Source organism: Streptomyces sp. NPDC001153 (assembly GCF_053598315.1).
The window spans coordinates 119435-138954 of sequence record NZ_JBSFJZ010000025.1 but is presented as its reverse complement, the minus strand read 5'-3'; the positions used below and the strand labels follow the sequence as shown (position 1 = coordinate 138954).

Sequence of the window (19520 nt, the reverse complement as noted above, 5' to 3'; positions counted from 1 at the left end):
GGCCAGATCCCTCGCCGGAGGACAGCACCATGAGCGCCACTCTCGCCACGCCGCACACCGAAGCCCCCGCCCCCGCGCTGGCTCCGCGCGAGCGGGAGACGCTCCGGCACATCGCCGCCGGCCGCACCTATCTCCAGACCGCCCGCCACATGGGACTGTCCACCCACACCGTGGACGCCTACCTGCGCCGCATCCGCGCCAAGCTCAACATCACCAACACCGCCGAGCTGACCCGTATGGCCATCGCCCTGGGCCTGTGACCCGCGCCGGACGCGTGGGGGGGGGTGGCGGAGGGAGCAGCAGCCCACGGGGGGGGGGAGGATCCGTGGGCTGCTCCGCCGGGCGGCGATGACGCGTGGGCCCGTCTCCGTCGCGGCCGGTCAGCCGTCGGTTCCGGTCAGCCGACGGTCAGGGAGAACGGTCCGGCCAGGACCGAGTAGCCGTCGTCGGCGAGGTAGTACACGTCGTACTTGCCCGCCCCACTCAGTTTGCCCGTGGGGAAGGTCAGGGCGCCGCTGGCGTTCGGGGCGTAGGACCAGGCGAGCGAGGACTGCTTGCCCGGGGTGACGCCGGCCGGGTAGATGCCGATCCAGTTCTTGGCGTTCACCTGGGCCGCCGACGGCACCGAGTAGCGGAAGGTGACGTTGCCGCCGTCGGAGACCGCGTTCAGGTCACCGGTGAGCGTCGGCGTACTCGCGGTGGACGGGGCGAACGCGGCGTTGAGCGGTGTCGCGTACGTGTCGTTGGCCGTGAGACCGGGCAGGCCGAGGGCGTCTTCGACGGTGCGGCCGATGCCGTAGTGGTCGTAGTGCAGCGGGCTGCTGGTGCCGGCCGGGACGGTGCCCTGGGAGCCGACGACCGTGGTGACCACGTGGTTGTAGGCCTCGCCCTCGCTCTCGTCCCAGGTGAGGATCAGCAGCGAGCGCTCCTGCGTCCAGGCCGGGGAGGCGAGGACCGGGGCGAGGGTCTGCTTCAGCCAGCCGTCCTGGGTCTTCAGGCTGGTGGCGTTGCCGTTGCCGGAGGCCTCGCCGTCGTAGTAGTCGTCGGCGGCGATCCAGGAGAAGTCCGGGGTGGTCGAGGCCGACTTCAGGTCGGTGGTCAGCTGCGCGGTGTCGAACAGGTGGGCCGCGCAGCGGGAGGCGTTGCCGCTGATGTCGGTGTAGTTGATGAAGGGCGCGTCGTCAGGCTGGTAGTAACTGTCGTTGTTGTTCTTGGTGTTGCAGGGGGTGCCCATGCCCTGCTCGTAGGCCTTCCAGGTCTTGCCGGCCGACTCCAGGGTGTCGCCGAGGTTGCGCTGGGGCGAGTTGATGTTGGGGAAGTAGGTGGCTCCCTTGGTGTAGGTGTCGCCGCCGGCTATGGCGAGGTAGTTCTCGTCGCTCGGGTGGTAGACGCCGTGGGAGTCGGTGAGCGTGGCGCCCTGGGCCATCAGACTGTGCATGTACGGCGTGTCCGCCGGGTCGTTCATGACCTCGGAGTAGTCCGTGTTCTCCATCATGACCACGAAGACGTGGTCATAGCCGGGGACCTTGGAGACCGGCGGGGCGAGCGGGGCGGGGGCGGTGACCGGGGTGTCCAGCGTGAGGGAGAGGTTGTCGAGGTAGCCCGTCTCGCTGCTCGTCGACAGGAACTGCACCTCGACCTGGATGGAGCGGGTGCCGGCCGGGACCGCGCCGGTGGCGGTGCGCGAGAGGAACTTGGTGGCGAGACCCCGGTCGCTCGCGGACACCGTGGGCAGTTGGGCGGCCGAGCCGACGGGACGGCCGTTCGCGTCGTGGAAGTGCAGGCTGACGGCGACATGGCCGCTGTAGGTGGTCCAGCCTCCGAGCCAGCCGGAGAGGTTGTAGTGCACTCCCCCGCCGTCGATGGCCGAGGCGGCCGAGGAGACGTCGACGGTCTGCGTCATCGCTCCGTCGCCGAAGTTGCCGGGCCCGAAGAACGCCTTGCCCGGGGTCTTGCCGTCGCTCGGCAGCCCGAAGGAGGCGACGCTGTGACACATGACGTTCAGGCCGCCGGCCTCGGTGGTCCAGCCGGGGACCGTGGTGGCGGCCGACCAGTCGTCGGTGCAGTAACCGCCGCTCTCCGCATCGCCGTTGACGATCAGGTTGCCGCTGTCGGCGGCCGCCCGGGCGGGGGCGGGAGCGACGACGACCAGTGCGCCGAAAAGGGCGAGTATCCCGCCGAGGGATCTCGAGCGCAGACGCATACGTAGTACCTCATCCCGTTGTGAGGATGCCGTGAGGGTGATGCCCGCACGGCCTGACTGTGCGCAACGAACGGGACATGAGTAGTGGTCCTGCCTGTCGAGCGGAAGAACCGCGACCAAACTTGACCAGACAAGTTCGCGGCGCACGCAGCCCGGCCGGGTGTGGGAGGGCGGCGGGCTTTTCGGTCGCCGCGGAAGGGGCACGTGGCTGGGGTAGGACTTCCGAGCGGAGGGCGGTATCACCATGACCGAGTACGAATGGTCCCGCGCGATGCCCGCACAGCCCGAGCAGGTCTTCGACCAGGCCGCCAACCTCGGCCAGCTCGACGCATGGCTTCCGCACGAGCTGCATGTGGAGGCCGAGGAGCCGCCGTCCGTCACGGTGCACGAGGACCGCTCCGGGCAGGACATGGCCGCCCTGCTGCGGGCCGAGCCCGACCAGATGCGACTGGAGTGGGGCACGCGGGAGCAGGACAGCTACACCGGCTGGCTGCAGGTGTCCGGCATCGGCAGCGGCGCCAGCGAGGTGACCGTGCACCTGTCGTTCTTCGACCCCGGTCACGACCCCGGCGAGGAGGCGGTGTTCAACGCCCTGGACGGCAGCCTGCGGCGACTGGAGGACCAGGTGCGCATGCGTGTCGAAAACGCGGCCGGCTGAGGCGCCGGACCCGCTGCGGGACCCTTTGTCCGCCTTCGGGAAGTGCCGGGGAGCCGGGGGCTGGAGGTGATCGTTCCGGCGTGCCCCGGCCGCCGGTCAGATGCCGGACCCGAACGTCTGGGTCGTGTAGGCGCACTCCGTGTAGATGTAGCCGGCCGCAGCTCGGCCGTGTCGGAGGCCGGGGTCGCGGTGCTGCTGCCGTTCGGCTCGTGCGCGAAGTAGGTGGTGCCCGCCGGGAGGCTGATGGTGCGCTGCGGGTAGTGCCTGCCGCTGTCGCTGCACGGCCTGAACCCGGTCATCACGGTGTCGGCGAGGGTGTACGCCTTGCAGTCGCCGCAGCTCCTGAGGGTGAAGCTGCCGGTGACCGGGCCGGTGTAGAGCACCGTGATGTCGTACGGGCTGTCGTTCTTCACCGTGACGGAGATACTGCCGCCGGAGGCGGTGGTGGGCAGCTTCTCGCCGGCCTTCGGGAGCGTCTGGGCGACCTCGAAGTCGCCGTCCATGTACTGGTCGGCTCCGCAGGCGTACTCCCCCGCGGCGCCGCTGCGCCCGGCGCGCTCGGCGGCCCTGGCGAGCGTGCCGTCCGCGTCGCCCGAGGACCTGGACAGTCCGCCGATCCGGGTGTCCAGGTCGCGCAACTGCGCCACGGCGGTGCAGGGTTGGCTTCCGCCGACGGCCTTCTCCGCCCGGTGCACGGCCGCCTCCACGGCGGGCGGGACCTTGGTCGCCGCCGCGGACCGGGGGAAGGTGTTCAGCAGGTCGCCGAAGCGTGCGTCCCAGTCCGTCCCGCCGGTCGTGAGGCCCTGGGCCCCGCACTCGTACAGGGAGGTCGCGAGCCGGTCGTCCGGCCGGCGGGCCGGCGATCCGAGCCGGCCCTCCGGCATGGTGCCGGGCACCGTGCGCGGGTACTTCAGCGGCTCGATGGCGTCGCAGTACTCCTGGTGGCCGTAGGCCGCGCCGACGGTCGTGCAGTACGTCCGCAGGCTGCCGGGGAGCCGCCGGGCCACGCGCGAGCCGGAGTGGTGCTCGGCGAGGTCGCGGTAGACCTCCAGCGCCGACCGGTAGCCCGACTCGGCGGAGGTGAACGACCTGCGGCCGCTCGTGGCCACCAGGTGGTCGGCCTTGTCGAGGCGGTCGAGGAGCGCCTGTTCCACGGCCTCGTCGTGGGCGTCCCGGTACCAGAGCGCGCCACCCGCCGGTACGGCGAGCAGCAGCACGCCCAGCAGCAGGGCGAGCGGCGCTCTGGCCGGCCAGGCGAGCCGGGTGCGCAGTCCGGCGCGGGCGCCGTGGAGCGCGGCGAGCAGCAGGAGTACGGCGAAGCCGACGAGGGCGGCACCCGGGATGCCGTCGGCGTCGGCGGGTACGGCAACGAGCAGCGGCACGGCGGTCGCCGTCCAGCACAGGGCCATGAGCACCCAGCGCCGCAGCAGCGCGTACCCGAGGCCGAGACCGCTGAGGTTGAGCAGGGCGACCGCGGCGGCGCGCCAGGCGTCCGGGGGTGCGGGTGGCGGGCTCGACGGCATGGGCGGCAGCGGCGGCCCCCCGACTCCCTGGCTCGGACCGTACGGACTTCCGGACATGCCCAGTTCATTGAGAGTTGAACGGGTCATGCATGAGGCGCACCACGTCCATCCCTACATATTCCTTATTTGCCTCATGCACTATTTGTCCGACTATCCTGGGCGGCCTTGCCCGGCCGACGGCATCCGACGGGAAAGGGACGGCGAGGCATGCACAGATCACGGCTGCCCGCGCTCATGGCGCGGATCGCACAGGCCGGCGGCGCCGAGGCCGCGCGTGCGACCGTCGCGGCGGGCCTGACCTGGCAGACCTGCGCGAGGCTGCTGCACATCCCCGACCCCTACGCGGGCGCCGTCGCCGCTGTCCTCATCGTCGAGACGACGGTGGCGGCCACGGTCTCCGCCGCCACCCGCTACGCCGCAGGATGCCTGATGGGCGTCCTCCTCGCCGTGCCAGGTGCGCTGTACGCCGACCCCGGCATCGCGGGCCTGGCGGTCGTCGTCTTCGCCTCCGTGCTGCTGGCGCGGCACGGATCCCTCGGTCACCACGGCCTGCACGTCCCGACGACCGCGCTGATCGCCTTCGCCCTGGTCCGTGGCCGGCACCCCGATGAGCTGGCCGCCCATCTCGCGGAGATGGTGCTGGGCCTCGCCTTCGGGCTGGCGTGCAGCGTGCTGCTGTTTCCCGCCGTCCGCGTGCGCTCCGCCGAGCGGGCGCTGGAGGAGCTGCGCCTGCTGGTCGCCCGTTCTCTCGACGGCCTGGCCGATGCGGTCGTACGGCAGGAGCGGCCGCGGACCGTACTCGGCCCGGGCTGGGAGGACGACCTCGGCAGGGCGCTGACCCGCGCCCGCACCGCCGTGGGCGAAGCGCACGAGAGCCTGCGCTGGAACGTCCGGCCGACGGCCCGGCGCCGTCGCTGGCACCTGGACGACCGGGTGCTGGGCACGCTGACGGACGTGGCCGGGCAGGTGACCGCGACGGGCCGGCTCCTCGATGCCCACCCGGCCGCGGCCGAGGGCTCCCGTTCCGGCACCGCCTTCACGCAGCCGTACGCCCGCCTGCTGCGCACGACCGCCCTGTGCGCCTACTCGTGCCGGGGCGGCCGGCCGCACCCCGCCCTGCCCGCCGCACGCCAGGCCCTCGCCCGGCTCGGCGCCCCCGGCTGCGGTCACCCGGACCGGGCCGCCACGGACCGGCGTCTCCTGCGCCCCCTGGAGTCGGCCCTGACGTGCCTGTCGGCGCCCGCGCCCGCTCCGCCCGCCCGATCCCGCCGGCTCCTCGACCCGCTACGGACCTCACCGCGACGATGACCTCTCACACCAGCGATCTTCAGGACACCGCCACCGGGCACACCGCCGAACCCGCGCACCGGCAGCCGACGCGCCGCCCGCCGGCGCCCTGGAGCCGCCGCGGCGGCTCCCGCGCGCTCCTGGGCGCGGCCCCGGTGCTGCTCATGGTGGTCGTCGCCCTCGCCGATCTGCTCACGCCCGAATGGCTGCACGTCTCACCGGTGATGGCCGCCGTCCCGGTGCTGGCCGCCGTGCTGCTCCCGTGCCGCGCGACGGCGGCGCTCGGCTGCGCCGCGCTGGTGATCACGGCGCTGCTCCAGTGGAACGCCGGCAGCTACGGACACCCGGACGCGGGTGTCACCCTCGGCAGCCTGTTCGTGGTCGGACTCACCTCGCTGGCCGCGTGCTCCCTGCGGCAGCGCCGGGAACGGCAGCTGAGCCGGGTCCGCTCCGTCGCCGAGACCGCGCAGCGCGCCCTGATGCACCCCCTCCCCCACCGCATCGGCTCGCTCGCGCTGAGCGGTGTGTACCTGCCGGCCGAGTCGGAGGCGCACATCGGCGGCGACTTCTACGAGGCGCTGCCCACGCCGTACGGCACCCGGCTCGTGATCGGCGACGTACGGGGCAAGGGTCTGGAGGCCGTCGGCGCCTCGGCCACCCTGCTCGGCGCGTTCCGGGAACTCGCCTACCAGGAGCCCTCGTTGACGAAGGTGGCGGAGCAACTGGACGAACGGGCGTGCCGGCACATCGCCGCGCTGGACGGCACACCGGAGGGCGGCAGGTCCAGTGGCCCCGGCACGGGCGCCCTGTTCACGGAGCGGTTCGCGACGGCACTCCTGGTGGAGTTCCCGCCCGGCGAGCCCGTGGCCCGGATCGTGCACTGCGGCCACCCGGAGCCGTACGTCGTCCACGCCGGCGAGGTACGGCCCTACGAGACCGGCCAGCCGGGCGCGCCGCTCGGTCTCGGTGACCTGCTGGCCGTGCGACCCGTGGCCCGGACCGTGCCGTTCGTGCCGGGCGACCGTCTCGTGCTGTACACCGACGGGTTCATCGAGGCCCGCGACCGGCGTGGCCGCTTCCACGACCTGGCCGCACGCGTGCGCACGCACGCCGGCCGGCCGCTGGAGGCGATGGTGGCCGCCCTCCGCCGCGACCTGCTGCACCACGTCCGCGGCGACCTCGGCGACGACTCGGCCCTGGTCGCCCTGGAGCGGCTGCCGTAGGGCCGCCGGCCGCTGCTCACCGGACGGTCGCCACGGCTGGCGCCCCCGCCGCCGGCGCGAGGAACAGGCCCGGGAAGCCGGTGCTGTGGAACACCCGCGCCGTGCCTCGGGCTCACGCGACGGACGTGACGGGACAGGGAAGCCTCCCCTGAGCGCCCTCGTGCGCAGGCTTCCCGAAGCTCCATGGCCCCATCGCGCCGATGAGCCCTCTCGGGCACTCGTCATCCCCCGCGCGGCGCAATCGGCGTGCGCCGGAGGGGCGAGGGTCCGTGACCGGTGTGACGGTGGTGGAAGGAGTGCGCGCAGGAGAGCCCTGCGATGAGGAGGCGGCATGTCCGAGGGAACCGGCGGGGGCGGAGCGGCGAGCCCCGCCGTGCTGGACGGCCATGGCGCCGAGGTGCCGTACGGCCGGGCCGACGGCGCCTTCGCGGAAGTCGGTGCGGTCGCGGACGCCGTGCTCTACGAGGGGTACCTGCTCTACCCGTACCGCCGCTCCTCGCCGAAGAACCGGGTCCGCTGGCAGTTCGGCGTGCTGCTGCCCCGCGACTGGGTGGAGCGGGACGGGCCGGTCACGCCGGGGATCTCCGGCTCCGCGGACTCCTGGTACCAGCAGACCGAGTGTCTGCTGCGAACACCGCGCGCCGACGCGGTCGTACGAGTGCGGGTGCGTTTCCTCCAGATGCAGGACAAGCAGATCGAGACGGCCGGCCCGGACGGACGGTACCGCCCGGTCGAGTCGTTGCGGACGGCCGACGGTGCCGTGCACCTGTCCTTCGAGGAGGCGGTGCCGTGCGAGACCGAACTGGTGCTGCCACTGGGGGAGTTGCTGCTCGGCGGCCGTACGGCCCTGGTGGGTGCGGCCGCCGGCACGGACGCCGAGGCACTGCCGGACGGGTCCGGGCGGACGGTACGGCGGCGCGGGGAGGTGCGGGCCGTGACGACGGTCATGGCCGAACCGCTCGCGCCGGAGCTGTACCGGTTGCGGGTGCGCACCGAGAACACCGGCGAGGCGACGGACCGGCATGCCCCGCGCACCGAGGCTCTGCGCCAGGCGCTTCTCGCCACGCACACCCTCGTCGGCGGGGACGGCCTGGAGTTCGCCTCGCTGATCGATCCCCCCGGCGGTCTGGCGCGGCACTCGCGGGGCTGCCGGAACGCGTTCACGTTCCCCGTGCTCGCCGGCCCGCCTCAGCAGGGCACGACGGGCGCCGTCCTGCTCTCCGCACCGATCATCCTTCCGGACTGGCCCCAGGTGGCGCCGGAGAGCCCGGGCGATCTGCACGACGCGGCGGAGATCGACGAGATCCTCACCCTGCGCACGATGCTGCTGACCGACGAGGAGAAGGCCGAGGCGCGGGCCACCGATCCACGGGCGGCGGAGATCCTCGACCGGGTCGAGACCATGCCCCGGGAGGTCTTCGCCCGGCTGCACGGCGCCGTCCGGTCCCTGAACCCGGCCCCGGCCCGGTCCGGCGCGGAGCGGCCCGCCTGGTGGCAGGAGGGCGGCGACGAAGGCCTGTCCCCGGCGACCGACACGGTGTCCTTGGACGGCGTGCCCGTCGGCGGCGGCAGCCGGGTCCGGCTGCGTCCGCGCGTCCGGGGCGCCGACGCCCAGGACATGTTCCTGGCGGGACGGACCGCGCAGGTCGCCGCCGTCTTCCACGACGTGGACGGCAGTGTGCACCTGGCCGTCACCGTGGACGACGATCCCGCGGCCGAACTGCACGGCTGGTACGGCCGTTTCCACTACTTCCGCCCCGACGAGCTCGAGCCGCTCACCCCCGCGGACGTGCCCGGTCCGGGGCCGGTGCGATCACCCCGGCCGCAGTCGCCGCGGCCCCCCGAGCGTCCGGCCCACAGGCCGGAGGAGGGACGGTGCGATGGATACCCCTGAGGCACCGCGGCACGACCACCCGGCGGTCGAGCGGTTCGTCCGCGATCACGCCGCCGCCGGGCGCCCCCAGGCCCGGACCCCCGTGGTCCCGGCCGTCCCCTACGACCGATTCCCAGACCGGCAACGACGGAGGCCGCAGCGATGACCCCACAGAGCGGTACCACCGATGTCCGCGGCGAGCCCAGCGGGGCCGAGGCGCGGAAGGGATTCGACGAGATCACCATCCTCTGGATCTCGGAGGGCATGAGCTGCGACGGCGACACCGTGTCGCTGACCGCGGCCGGCCAGCCGTCCATCGAGGACGTCGTGCTGGGCCTCATCCCGGGCCTGCCGAAGGTCAACCTCGTCAACAAGGTGCTCTCACCGAGCCTGGGCGGCGAGGACTTCCTCGCTCCGTACCGTGCCGCGGCGCGGGGCGAACTGGAGCCGTTCATCCTCGTCATCGAGGGTTCCGTCCCGAACCAGAACATCATTCAGGGCGACGGCTACTGGACGTCGTTCGGCAACGACCCCGACACCGGCGAGCCGCAGACCCTCAACTGGTGGATCGACCAGCTCGCGCCCAAGGCCTGGGCGGTCGTGGCCGCCGGGACCTGTGCCACGTTCGGCGGCATCCACGCCATGGCCGGCAACCCGACCGGCTGCATGGGCCTCGCGGACTACCTGGGCTGGGAGTTCAAGGCGCGGTCGGGGCTGCCGGTCGTCAACGTGCCCGGCTGCCCCATCCAGCCGGAGAACTTCATGGAGACCCTCGTCTGGGTGCTCCAGCACGCGGCCGGTGCCGCTCCCCCGCCTCCGCTGGACCACATGCTGCGCCCGCAGTGGTTGTTCGGGAAGACCGTGCACGAGGGCTGCGACCGGGCCGCGTACTACGAGCAGGCCGACTTCTCCAAGGACTACAACTCCCCCAAGTGCCAGGTGAAGGTCGGCTGCTGGGGCCCGGTCGTCAACTGCAACGTGCCCAAGCGCGGCTGGATGGCCGGCATCGGCGGCTGCCCGAACGTCGGTGGGATCTGCATCGGCTGCACGATGCCCAGCTTCCCCGACGCCTTCATGCCGTTCATGGACGAACCCCCGGGCGGCACGTTGTCGACGATGCTCGTCAGGCCGTACGGAGCGGTCGTCCGCCGGCTGCGCGGCCTGACCAACGACGTGGTGAACCACGAGCCCAAGTGGCGCCACAACAAGCGCAAGCTGACCAGCGGTTACGACCCGCACTGGCGTGCCTGACGCCGTCCGGCCCCGTCCCGCCACCGATCCGCCCGACCCCGACAGCGAGGACCAGTACCGCAGATGACCACCACCGAGTCCCGGCCCACGGAGCGCAAACCCGCCCAGATCGTCGACATGTCCTGGGATCCGATCACCCGGATCATCGGCAACCTGGGCATCTACACGAAGATCGACTTCGCCAATCAGGAGGTCGTCGAGTGCCACAGCACCTCGTCGCTCTTCCGCGGCTATTCGGTGTTCATGAAGGGAAAGGACCCGCGTGACGCCGGTTTCATCACCTCGCGCATCTGCGGGATCTGCGGCGACAACCACACCACCTGCTCCAACTACGCCCAGCAGATGGCCTACGGCGTCAAGCCGCCGAAGCTGGCGGAGCACATCACCAACCTCGGCGAGGCGGCGGAGTACATCTTCGACCACACGATCTTCCAGGACAACCTGGTCTTCGTGGACTTCTGCGAGGCCATGGTCAAGGCCACCAACCCCGGTGTCCTGGCCCGCGCCGAGCGCACCGACGCACCGCGCGGGGACACCCACGGGTACCGCACGATCGCCGACATCATGAAGGCCTTCAACCCCTTCGAGGGCGAGGTCTACAAGGAGGCGCTGAAGGTCAGCCGGATCACCCGGGAGATGTTCTGCCTGATGGAGGGGCGGCATGTGCACCCCTCCACGATGTACCCGGGCGGCGTCGGCACGATGCCGCAGCCGAACACCTTCACGGACTACCTCAGCCGCCTGATGCGCGTCATCGACTTCATCAAGAAGGCGGTGGCGATGAACGACGACGTCTTCGACTTCTTCTACGAGGCCCTGCCCGGCTACGAGGAGGTCGGCAAGCGCCGCATCCTGCTGGGCTGCTGGGGCGCCTTCCAGAACCCGGACGTCGTGGACTACCGCTACGCGACGATGAACGAGTGGGGCCGGGCGATGTACGTCACCCCCGGCGTCGTCGTGGACGGCAAGCTGGTCACCAACAACCTGATCGACATCAACCTCGGGCTGCGCGTCATGCTGGGCAGCTCCTTCTACGAGGACTGGGTGAACGAGGACCCGTTCGTCACCCACGACCCGCTCGGCAACCCCGTCGACATGCGCCACCCGTGGAACCAGACGACCGTCCCGGTGCCGCAGAAGCGGGACTTCGACGGCAACTACAGCTGGGTGATGAGCCCGCGCTGGTACCACCCCGACACCGGTGAGCATCTGGCGCTCGACACCGGAGGCGGCCCGCTGGCCCGGCTGTGGTCCACCGCGCTCAGCGGCCTGGTCGACACGCCGTACGTCAAGGCGACCGGCGGCGGCGTCCGCATCACCCTGCCCAAGGGCGAGAAGCTGCCGGAGACGACCCTGGAGTGGCGCATCCCGAAGTGGAGCAACACCCTCGAACGGGACCGCGCCCGGCCGTACTTCATCGCCTACGCCGCCGCCATGGCCCTGCAGTTCCTGGAGGAGGCCATGGGCATGCTCAGGAGCGGCGACACGAAGGTGTTCGAGAACTTCGAGGTGCCCGACGAGTCGATCGGCTGCGGCTTCCACGAGGCGGTGCGCGGGGTCCTCTCCCACCACCTGGTGATCCGGGACAAGAAGATCGCCAACTACCACCCGTACCCGCCGACCCCGTGGAACGCCAGCCCCCGCGACAGCTACGGCACCCCGGGCCCGTACGAGGACGCCGTCCAGGGCCAGCCGATCTTCGAGGAGAACGGGCCCGACGACTTCAAGGGCGTCGACATCATGCGCACCGTGCGCAGCTTCGACCCCTGTCTGCCGTGCGGCGTCCACATGTACGTGGGCAAGGGCAAGACCCTGACCACCGTGCACTCGCCCACGTACGGGGCGAACCATGGCTGACACCGCCGTAAGGCTCCCGGACGCGGCGGTGGAGGCGCGGCTCGCCCGGCTCGACGAGGTGCTGGCCGGGCTGGAGTCCGCGCCCGGCCCGGCGCTCGAGGCGGTGCGGCTGCTGACCGAGGTCTACGGCGAGGCGCTCGCCCGCGTGCTGGACGACGCGGACGAGCGGCTGTGGGAGCGGCTCGCCGACGACGACCTGCTCGGGCATCTCCTGGTCCTGCACGAGATCCATCCGGAGTCCCCGGAGCGCAGGGCCGCCCGCGCGGTGGAGAAGCTGCGGCCGGCGGTGCGCGAGCGCGGCGGCGACCTGGAGTGGGCCGGCGTCGACGGGCGGGTGGCGCGGGTGCGGCTGACCTCCGGCGGCGGGTGCGGGTCCGGGTGCGGCGGCGGCTCGGCGGAGGTCGTCGAGGCGGTCCGGGAAGCGGTGCTGGCCGTCGCTCCCGAGCTGACCTCGGTGGAGACGGTGCCGGGAACCGCCGGGCGGAAGCCGGCACCCGCGTTCGTACCGCTGAGCACGATCAAACGACGGGCCGTGTCCGAGGGGGCGCGGTGAGGGTGGACGGCGCACTGGCCCGGGTCATCCGCTCCACGGCCGACCGCGCGACGACGGCCGAGGCCGAGCTCTGCGAGCTGTGCGCCGCCCGCCTGGCCGCCGAGCATCCCCATCTGTACGACACGGGAGCCGTCGAGGTGCGCTGCGTGTGCCATCCCTGCTCGGTGCTGTTCGCCGACGACGGGGCGGGCGAGGGCCGCTACCGGCTCGTGCCCCGGCGCCGGCTGCGGCTGCCGCCGGTGGACACGGCGGTGCTGGGCGTCCCGGTGGGTCTGGTGTTCTTCGTGCCGGGCTCCGACGGCACGGTCGCCGCGCAGGGGCCGAGCCCGGCCGGGGCCATGCGGTGGGAGGTGGACGCGGCGGCCTGGCAGCGGCTGGCCGCCACCGTTCCGCAGCTCGCCGCCATGACACCCGATGTGGAGGCGCTGCTGGTGAACACCGTGCGGGGCCTCGACGAGCACTGGATCGTGCCGGTCGACGACTGCTACCGGATGATCGCCCTGGTCCGCCGTGAGTGGCGGGGGCTCTCCGGTGGCGGCCGGGTCTGGCCGGCCGTAGAACAGTTCTTCAGGGAGCTGACCGAGCGGTCCTGAGGACCCGGAAGGAGAACCGACATGGGCAGCATCCGAGTGGGCCGGCCCCAGGCGAAGCCCGACACACCCAGCCACGTGCGCGGACTGCACCAGGGCAACAAGGGCCCGTACCAGCACCAGACCGGGCACCACAAGGACGGCAGCTCCGACGCGCGCCGCTCCACCGGTATCCACTGGAAACGGCATGACGCCCTGGTGCAGGACATGCCGAACATCTCACCGGGATGACACAGCAGGAAGAGACCGCCATGGAGGTTGGCATGGGAAGAAGGACTGTACGGGCCGGGATGTCCGGACGTCAGCTGCTCGTCGTGCAGGCGGCCGTGATCGGCGGCCTGGCCATGACCTTGTTCGTCCGGGAACTCCCGGGAATCGTACGTGAGTTGCGCATCTTCCGGATGACCGGTGGCCTGCGGGCCAACCGCCGGTACCCCTGAGCCGGGCTGTGCACGAGCTGTCGATCGCGACCGCGATCGTGGAGCAGGCCGGGGAACTCGCCCGGGCGGACGGCGCGGACGCCGTTTCGGCGGTGACCGTTCGCGTGGGCGAGCTGGCGGGCGTGGTGCCCGACGCGCTGCACTTCGCCTTCGAGGTGGCCCGGGAGGGCAGTACGGCTCTGGCGACGGCGGAGCTGGTCGTCGAGCAGGTCACGGCGCACGCCTACTGCGCGCCGTGCGCCGAGGAGTTCGCGGTGGGCATGCCGCCGTTCTTCTGGTGCCCGCGCTGCGACCGCCCCTCGCAGGAGCTGCGCAGCGGGCGGGAGTTGGAGATCACCCGGGTCGAACCGGTCCCGGCCCCGCGCTGACGGCGGGGCCGGGGCCGGTCCCGAACCCATGTCCGGCCCTCAGCAGATGCGGGGCAGCTGCTCCCCCAGCGGCAGGTCCACCACCCGGGTGCCGCCCAGGCCGGTGGCGACGACCACCATGCCCGGGTGCTCCGCCACGCACTCGCCGATGAGCGCGGCGCCGGTGCCCTGCGGGTGTGCCCGCATCGCGGCCAGCACTGCCTCCGCGTGTTCCGGGGGCACGAAGGCGACCAGGCGGCCCTCGTTGGCGACGTACAGCGGGTCCAGGCCGAGGAAGCCACAGGCGTTCGCGACCTCGTCCGGGACCGGGATGGAGCGGTCCCGCAGCCGGACGCCGGTGCCCGAGGCGCGGGCGATCTCGTTCAGGGACGCGCCGAGGCCGCCCCGGGTCGGGTCGCGCAGGACGTGGATGTCCCTCGTGACCGCCAGCATGGCCGCCACGAGATCCGCCAGGGGCGCGGTGTCGGAGGCGATCTCGACGCCGAACTCCAGGCCCTCGCGCACGCTCATGACGGCCACGCCGTGCAGCCCGATCGGGCCGCTGACGATCACGGCGTCGCCGGGCCGGGCACGCTGCGGGCGGATGTCGACGCCGTCGGGGACGAGGCCGACTCCGGCGGTGGTGACGTAGACGCCGTCACCGTGTCCGGACTCCACCACCTTGGTGTCACCGGTGGCGACGGTGACGCCCGCGGCCTCGGCCGCCGCGCCGACGGCCCGGGCGATCCGGCCGACGACGTCCAGCTCCACGCCCTCCTCCAGCACGAAGGCCGTGGACAGATAGGCGGGCCGGGCGCCGCTCATCGCCAGGTCGTTCACCGTGCCGTTGACGGCGAGGTCGCCGAGGCTGCCGCCGGGGAAGAACAGCGGCTGTACGACGTAGGAGTCGGTGGAGAAGGCCAGCCGGGCGCCGCCCAGGTCGAGGACGGCCGAGTCGGTGAGGGCGGCCAGGGTGGGGTTGCCGTAGGCGGGGGCGAAGACCTGCTCCATCAGCTCGGCGGACAGGGCGCCGCCTCCGCCGTGCCCCATGACGACGACCGGCTGGTCGCGCAGGGGTGCGGGGCAGGTCCAGTTCGCGGGGTCGACGGCGGCCGCCCCGGGGGTGGCGAGGTCAGCCAACGGGGTTCATCTCCCCCTGCGAGTCCTGCGAGACCTGCGAGACCTGCGAGACCTGCGAGACCTGCGAGACCTGCGAGACCTGCGAGACCTGCGAGTCCTGCGAGTCCTGCGGGATGCCGGGTGCCCGGGCTGCCGGGGCGTTCATCCGGCGGTACAGGTAGTAGGCCGCGCAGGCGCCCTCGCTGGAGACCATGGTGGCGCCGAGCGGGGTGCGCGGGGTGCAGGCCGTGCCGAAGGCCTCGCACTCGGTCGGCTTGATCAGCCCCCGCAGCACCTCGCCGGCGCGGCACACGGCGGGCTCCTCGGTGCGGATGCCGGTGACGTCGAAGCGGTGCTCGGCGTCGTAGGCACGGTAGGCGTCGGACAGCCGCCAGCCGCTGGCGGGGATGGGTCCGATGCCGCGCCAGTTGCGGTCGGTGACCTCGAAGACCTCCTCCAGCATGCGCAGGGCCGCCGGGTTGCCCTGCTCGCGCACGGCGCGCCGGTAGGCGTTCTCCACCCGGTGCTCGCCGCGCTCCAGTTGGTGGACGGCGCGGCGGATGCCCTCGAGGATGTCCAGCGGCTCGAAGCCGGTCACGACGATCGGCACCCGGTGCTTGCCGGCCAGCTCCGGGTACTCGGCCGTGCCCATCACGCTGCACACGTGCCCGGCGGCGAGGAAGCCCTGGACCCGGCATTCCGGTGCGGTCATGATGGCCTCGATCGCGGGTGGGACCCGGACGTGGGAGACCAGCAGGCTGAAGTTGGCGATGCCCAGGCGGTGGGCCTGGTGGACGGCCATGGCGTTGGCCGGGGCGGTCGTCTCGAAGCCGATGGCGAAGAACACGACCTGACGGCCCGGGTTCCTGCGGGCGAGGTCGAGCGCGTCCAGCGGTGAGTACACCACGCGTACGTCACCGCCCTGGCCCTTGACCCGGAACAGGTCCCGGTCGGTGCCGGGCACGCGCAGCATGTCGCCGAAGGAACAGAAGATCACCTCGGGGCGGGCGGCGATCTCCAGGGCCTTGTCGATGACGTCGAGCGGCGTGACGCACACCGGACAGCCGGGGCCGTGGATCAATTCGACCTCCTCCGGGAGGAGTTGGTCGATGCCGTGGCGGATGATGGAGTGGGTCTGACCGCCGCAGACCTCCATCAGCGCCCAGGGCCGGGTGACCGTGGCGCGGATCTCGTCCAGCAGCCGGTGCGCCAGCTCGGGATCGTTGAACTCGTCGATGTACTTCACCGGGCCTCACTCCCGCTCTCCTGCCGGGCCGCCTGCTCCCAGGCGTCCCCGAACTCCTCCTCCAGCAGTCCCAGTTGCTGGAACAGCTCCAGGGACGCCCGGGCGGACTCCTCGTCCAGGCGCTGCAGCGCGAAGCCCACGTGGACGATGACGTACTCACCGACCCGGACGTCGGGCAGGTACTCCAGACACGCCTGTTTGCGCACTCCGCCGAAGTCGATCAGACCGGTCAGGGGGTCGGCGCTCCGGTCGATGGACACGACCTTGCCGGGCACTGCCAGACACATGGGTCACTCCGTCCCGTGGGGGGTTGCTGTTCCCGCGACCATGAGCTGGCCGAGCGCCAGCCCTCCGTCGTTCGGGGGTACTTCGCCGTGCCGGAGCACCGTGAAGCCGTCGCCGGCCAGCAGCGCGGTGCACTCCTCCTCCAGCAGGGCGTTGGCGAAGACGCCTCCGGTGAGGGCGACCGTGGTCAGGCCGGTCTCCGCGCGGGTACGGCGGCAGATCTCGGCGACGGCCCGTGCGACGCCCCGGTGGAAGCGGGCCGCGAGGACCGGGGCGGGGGTGCCGCGCCGGCGGTCCGCCAGGAGTGCGCGCAGCATCGGCGCCGGGTCGATCTCCCGCTGCCGGGCGAAACCGAAGGGGTACGCCACCGCGTCCGCGTCCCGCGCCTCGGTCGCCGCCGCCTCCAGCTCCATCGCGGCCTGTGCCTCGTATCCGGCGCGATGGCACACACCGGCCAGCGACGACACCGCGTCGAACAGCCGACCCATGCTGGACGTCGGCACGCAGGCCACCTGCCGCTCCAACTGCCGTCGCAGTACGGCGAGTTCGCCCTCGGTACAGGCCCGCACGCTCGGCAGGTCCGGCTCCCAGTCGAGCCCGGCCGCCCACAACCGGGCCAGCGCGAGCCGGCAGGGGTTGGCCACGCCGGCGTCCCCGCCGGGCAGCAGGGCAGGCGTGAGGTGGGCGAAGCGCCGGTGGCCGGTGTAGTCGGCGAGCAGGATCTCGCCGCCCCACACGGTGCCGTCGTCGCCGTATCCGGTGCCGTCGAACGCGACGCCGATCACCGGCGTGCTGCCGTCCAGCCCGTGTTCGGCCATCGCGGAGGCGATGTGGGCGTGGTGGTGCTGGACCAGCCGCAGGGGCGTCCGGGAGGCGCGGCGCCGGGCCCAGCCGGTCGAGTGGTAGCCGGGGTGCCGGTCGGCCGCGACCAGGACCGGGGTGACGCCGGTCAGGCAGGTCAGGTGCCGCTCGGCGCGCTCGGCCGCCGCCAGCGTGGCCAGCTCGCCCATGTCGCCGATGTGCGGCCCGAACCAGGCCTGGTCGCCCTCGCCCAGGCACAGGACGTTCTTCAGGTCGCCGCCGACCGCGAGCACGGGCGGCACGGGCACCGGGAGCCGCAGCGAGCGCGGGACGTAGCCGCGGGACCGTCTGAGGACCTGTTCGGTGCCGTCCGGGCGGACCCGGAGCAGGGAGTCGTCGCACGGTGAGGCGATGGGCCGGTCGTGGGCGAGCCAGGCGTCGGCGAGGCCGGCGAGCCGGGTCAGGGCCTCGGCGTCGTCGGTGACGATGGGTTCGCCGGAGCGGTTGCCGCTGGTCATCACCAGGGCCCGGGGGCCGGGCGGATCGCCGGGCAGACCGAGGAGCAGGGTGTGGACCGGGGTGTAGGGCAGCATCACGCCCACGTGCGGGCTGCCGGGGCAGACCTGGCCGGCGAGGCGGAGGCCGTCCGGCGGAGTGCGCCTGCCAAGCAGGACGACGGGGCGCCCGGCGCTGGTGAGCGCGGCCCGTTCGGCAGTGGAGAGGACCGCGATCCGCTCGGCGGTGGCGAGGTCGGCGCACATCACCGCGAAGGCCTTGCCGCCGCGTTCCTTGCGCTCGCGCAGGGTGGCCACGGCCCGGTCGTCGGTGGCGTCACAGGCCAGGTGGTAGCCGCCGACACCCTTGACGGCGACGATCCGCCCGGCGGCCAGCAGCGCCCGTGCCGTGGCCAGGGCGTGCCCGTCCCGGGCCGGGCGGAGGCCGCCGAGGGCCGGGACGAGGGTGAGCCGCGGCCCGCAGTCGGGGCAGGCGACCGGCTGGGCGTGGAAGCGCCGGTCGGCGGGGTCGCCGTACTCGCGGGCGCAGGTGGGGCACATCGGGAAGCCGGCCATCGTCGTGGCCACCCGGTCGTAGGGCATCCCGGTGGCGATGGTGAAGCGGGGGCCGCAGTGGGTGCAGGTGACGAACGGGTGCCGGTACCGGCGATCGGCCGGATCGGCGAGTTCGCGCAGGCAGTCGGCGCAGGTCGCGGTGTCGGGCGGGAGCTGGGTGCGGCCGCCGGCCCGCTCGGAGGAGCGGATGGTGAAAGGGCCGGCGTCGCCGGTGGCGGGCAGGTCCTCGCCGGCGATGCCGGTGACGGCGGCCAGGGGCGGTGGCTGTTCGGCCAGCGCGGCGCAGAACCGGTCGACCTCGTCCGCCGGGCCCTCGACCTCGACGATCACGCCGTCGCCGGTGTTGCCGACGAACCCGGCGAGGCCGAGGCCGGCGGCCAGGCGGTGCACGTACGGCCGGAAGCCGACTCCCTGCACGGTGCCGCGCACCGAGAGCCGCCGGCGGACCAGGCCGGTCGCGGGGGCCGTCATACGGCGGGGGCGGGCGCGGAGTGGTGGTGGCCGTGCGGATGCGGCGCGAGCGGTGGCCGGTGGAGTGTGCCGTCCCGGGCGGCCAGGGCGCGGTCCAGGAGGGTGCCGACACCGTCTCCGGTGCGGGCGCAGGACCGTACGATCTCCACGCCCGGGTTGACCCGGTGCACATGCGTCCGGAAGGCGGTCTCGTCGAAGCCGGCCGGCTCGGCGAGGTCCGTCTTGGTGATCACGACCAGATGGGCGGAGCCGAACGCGGTCGGGTACTTCAGCGGCTTGTCCTCGCCCTCGGTGACCGCCATCAGCACCACACGCAGGGTCTCTCCGAGGTCGTACGCGGCCGGGCAGACGAGGTTGCCGACGTTCTCCACGAAGAGCACGGAGGTGTCCGCGGGCAGCCAGCCCGCCAGCCGGGCCCGCACCTGACGGGCCTCCAGGTGGCACAGCCCGTCGGTGAGCACCTGCTGGACGGGGGCACCGGACCGGGCCAGCCGCACGGCGTCGTTCTCGGTGGCCAGGTCCGCGGTCAGCGCCGCCACCGGCACCTGCCGCTCCACCGCGAGGGCCAGGACCCGGCCGAGGAGTTCGGTCTTGCCGCTGCCGGGGCTGGACAACAGGTTGACGACGGTCACGCCCTGCCGGGCCAGGTCGCCGCGCAGCTGCGCCGCCAGGTCGTCGTTCTTCGCCAGGACGGCCTGCTTGACGTCGGACCGGCACATGGGC

Annotated in this window: 19 protein-coding genes; 12 read left to right on the top strand and 7 right to left on the bottom strand. The window is 72.8% G+C overall.

The window, feature by feature from the left end; all coding sequences use genetic code 11:
* The first annotated feature begins 29 nt into the window (after positions 1-29).
* Positions 30-260, top strand: coding sequence for a response regulator transcription factor (locus tag ACWDEN_RS27335; RefSeq protein ID WP_351619349.1), 231 nt, complete (start codon positions 30-32; stop codon positions 258-260).
* 137 nt (positions 261-397) lie between these two features.
* On the opposite strand, the gene ACWDEN_RS27330 is transcribed toward ACWDEN_RS27335, so the two are convergent.
* Complete coding sequence (locus ACWDEN_RS27330) at positions 398-2203, bottom strand: alkaline phosphatase family protein (RefSeq protein ID WP_450860342.1); 1806 nt, start codon at positions 2201-2203, stop codon at positions 398-400.
* Positions 2204-2447: 244 nt separating this feature from the next.
* Between ACWDEN_RS27330 and ACWDEN_RS27325 the strand changes: the two genes are divergently transcribed.
* On the top strand, positions 2448-2861 hold the full coding sequence (locus ACWDEN_RS27325) for an SRPBCC family protein (protein WP_351619353.1): 414 nt from the start codon (positions 2448-2450) through the stop codon (positions 2859-2861).
* On the opposite strand, the gene ACWDEN_RS27320 is transcribed toward ACWDEN_RS27325, so the two are convergent.
* Complete coding sequence (locus ACWDEN_RS27320) at positions 2762-4441, bottom strand: hypothetical protein (protein ID WP_450860341.1); 1680 nt, start codon at positions 4439-4441, stop codon at positions 2762-2764. The two genes, ACWDEN_RS27325 and ACWDEN_RS27320, sit on opposite strands and share 100 nt — an antisense overlap.
* A gap of 150 nt (positions 4442-4591) precedes the next feature.
* Between ACWDEN_RS27320 and ACWDEN_RS27315 the strand changes: the two genes are divergently transcribed.
* From ACWDEN_RS27315 to hypA, 10 genes are all read left to right on the top strand, one after another.
* Complete coding sequence (locus ACWDEN_RS27315; protein WP_450860340.1) at positions 4592-5692, top strand: FUSC family protein; 1101 nt, start codon at positions 4592-4594, stop codon at positions 5690-5692.
* Positions 5689-6894, top strand: coding sequence for a PP2C family protein-serine/threonine phosphatase (locus ACWDEN_RS27310; RefSeq protein WP_351619361.1), 1206 nt, complete (start codon positions 5689-5691; stop codon positions 6892-6894). The genes ACWDEN_RS27315 and ACWDEN_RS27310 overlap by 4 nt, the downstream gene beginning before the upstream one ends.
* A 331-nt stretch (positions 6895-7225) precedes the next feature.
* Positions 7226-8788 carry a hypothetical protein gene (locus tag ACWDEN_RS27305; RefSeq protein WP_450860339.1) on the top strand — a complete coding sequence of 521 codons (1563 nt, stop codon included), beginning with the start codon at positions 7226-7228 and terminating at the stop codon, positions 8786-8788.
* 141 nt (positions 8789-8929) lie between these two features.
* Positions 8930-10018 carry an NADH-quinone oxidoreductase subunit B family protein gene (locus ACWDEN_RS27300; protein WP_351619366.1) on the top strand — a complete coding sequence of 363 codons (1089 nt, stop codon included), beginning with the start codon at positions 8930-8932 and terminating at the stop codon, positions 10016-10018.
* A gap of 63 nt (positions 10019-10081) precedes the next feature.
* Positions 10082-11875 (top strand): nickel-dependent hydrogenase large subunit, encoded by a 1794-nt coding sequence (locus ACWDEN_RS27295; protein WP_351619369.1) that lies wholly within the window; start codon positions 10082-10084, stop codon positions 11873-11875.
* Entirely contained in the window at positions 11868-12428 is a 561-nt protein-coding gene (locus ACWDEN_RS27290) for a NifU family protein (RefSeq protein ID WP_351619372.1), read from the top strand. The genes ACWDEN_RS27295 and ACWDEN_RS27290 overlap by 8 nt, the downstream gene beginning before the upstream one ends.
* Positions 12425-13021 (top strand): DUF5947 family protein, encoded by a 597-nt coding sequence (locus ACWDEN_RS27285; protein WP_450860338.1) that lies wholly within the window; start codon positions 12425-12427, stop codon positions 13019-13021. Before ACWDEN_RS27290 ends, ACWDEN_RS27285 begins: the two co-directional genes overlap by 4 nt.
* A gap of 21 nt (positions 13022-13042) precedes the next feature.
* Positions 13043-13249 carry a hypothetical protein gene (locus tag ACWDEN_RS27280; protein WP_351619379.1) on the top strand — a complete coding sequence of 69 codons (207 nt, stop codon included), beginning with the start codon at positions 13043-13045 and terminating at the stop codon, positions 13247-13249.
* 32 nt (positions 13250-13281) lie between these two features.
* Positions 13282-13458 (top strand): hypothetical protein, encoded by a 177-nt coding sequence (locus tag ACWDEN_RS27275; RefSeq protein ID WP_351619382.1) that lies wholly within the window; start codon positions 13282-13284, stop codon positions 13456-13458.
* Between the two features lie 8 nt (positions 13459-13466).
* Complete coding sequence (gene hypA / locus ACWDEN_RS27270; RefSeq protein ID WP_450860337.1) at positions 13467-13826, top strand: hydrogenase maturation nickel metallochaperone HypA; 360 nt, start codon at positions 13467-13469, stop codon at positions 13824-13826.
* Between the two features lie 39 nt (positions 13827-13865).
* On the opposite strand, the gene hypE is transcribed toward hypA, so the two are convergent.
* The 5 genes from hypE to hypB are packed head-to-tail and all read right to left on the bottom strand — an operon-like array spanning position 13866 to position 19516.
* The gene (gene hypE, locus ACWDEN_RS27265) at positions 13866-14945 is read right to left on the bottom strand and encodes a hydrogenase expression/formation protein HypE (RefSeq protein ID WP_351622542.1); all 1080 of its coding nucleotides are present in this window, start codon (positions 14943-14945) and stop codon (positions 13866-13868) included.
* Complete coding sequence (gene hypD / locus ACWDEN_RS27260; protein ID WP_450860336.1) at positions 14938-16170, bottom strand: hydrogenase formation protein HypD; 1233 nt, start codon at positions 16168-16170, stop codon at positions 14938-14940. The genes hypE and hypD overlap by 8 nt, the downstream gene beginning before the upstream one ends.
* Positions 16167-16457, bottom strand: a complete 291-nt coding sequence (locus ACWDEN_RS27255) for a HypC/HybG/HupF family hydrogenase formation chaperone (RefSeq protein ID WP_351622536.1) — start codon at positions 16455-16457, stop codon at positions 16167-16169. The genes hypD and ACWDEN_RS27255 overlap by 4 nt, the downstream gene beginning before the upstream one ends.
* A 3-nt stretch (positions 16458-16460) precedes the next feature.
* Positions 16461-18797, bottom strand: coding sequence for a carbamoyltransferase HypF (gene hypF, locus ACWDEN_RS27250; protein WP_450860335.1), 2337 nt, complete (start codon positions 18795-18797; stop codon positions 16461-16463).
* Positions 18794-19516: a hydrogenase nickel incorporation protein HypB gene (gene hypB / locus ACWDEN_RS27245; protein WP_351622530.1), complete on the bottom strand. Its 723-nt coding sequence runs from the start codon at positions 19514-19516 to the stop codon at positions 18794-18796. Before hypB ends, hypF begins: the two co-directional genes overlap by 4 nt.
* Positions 19517-19520: the final 4 nt, after the last annotated feature.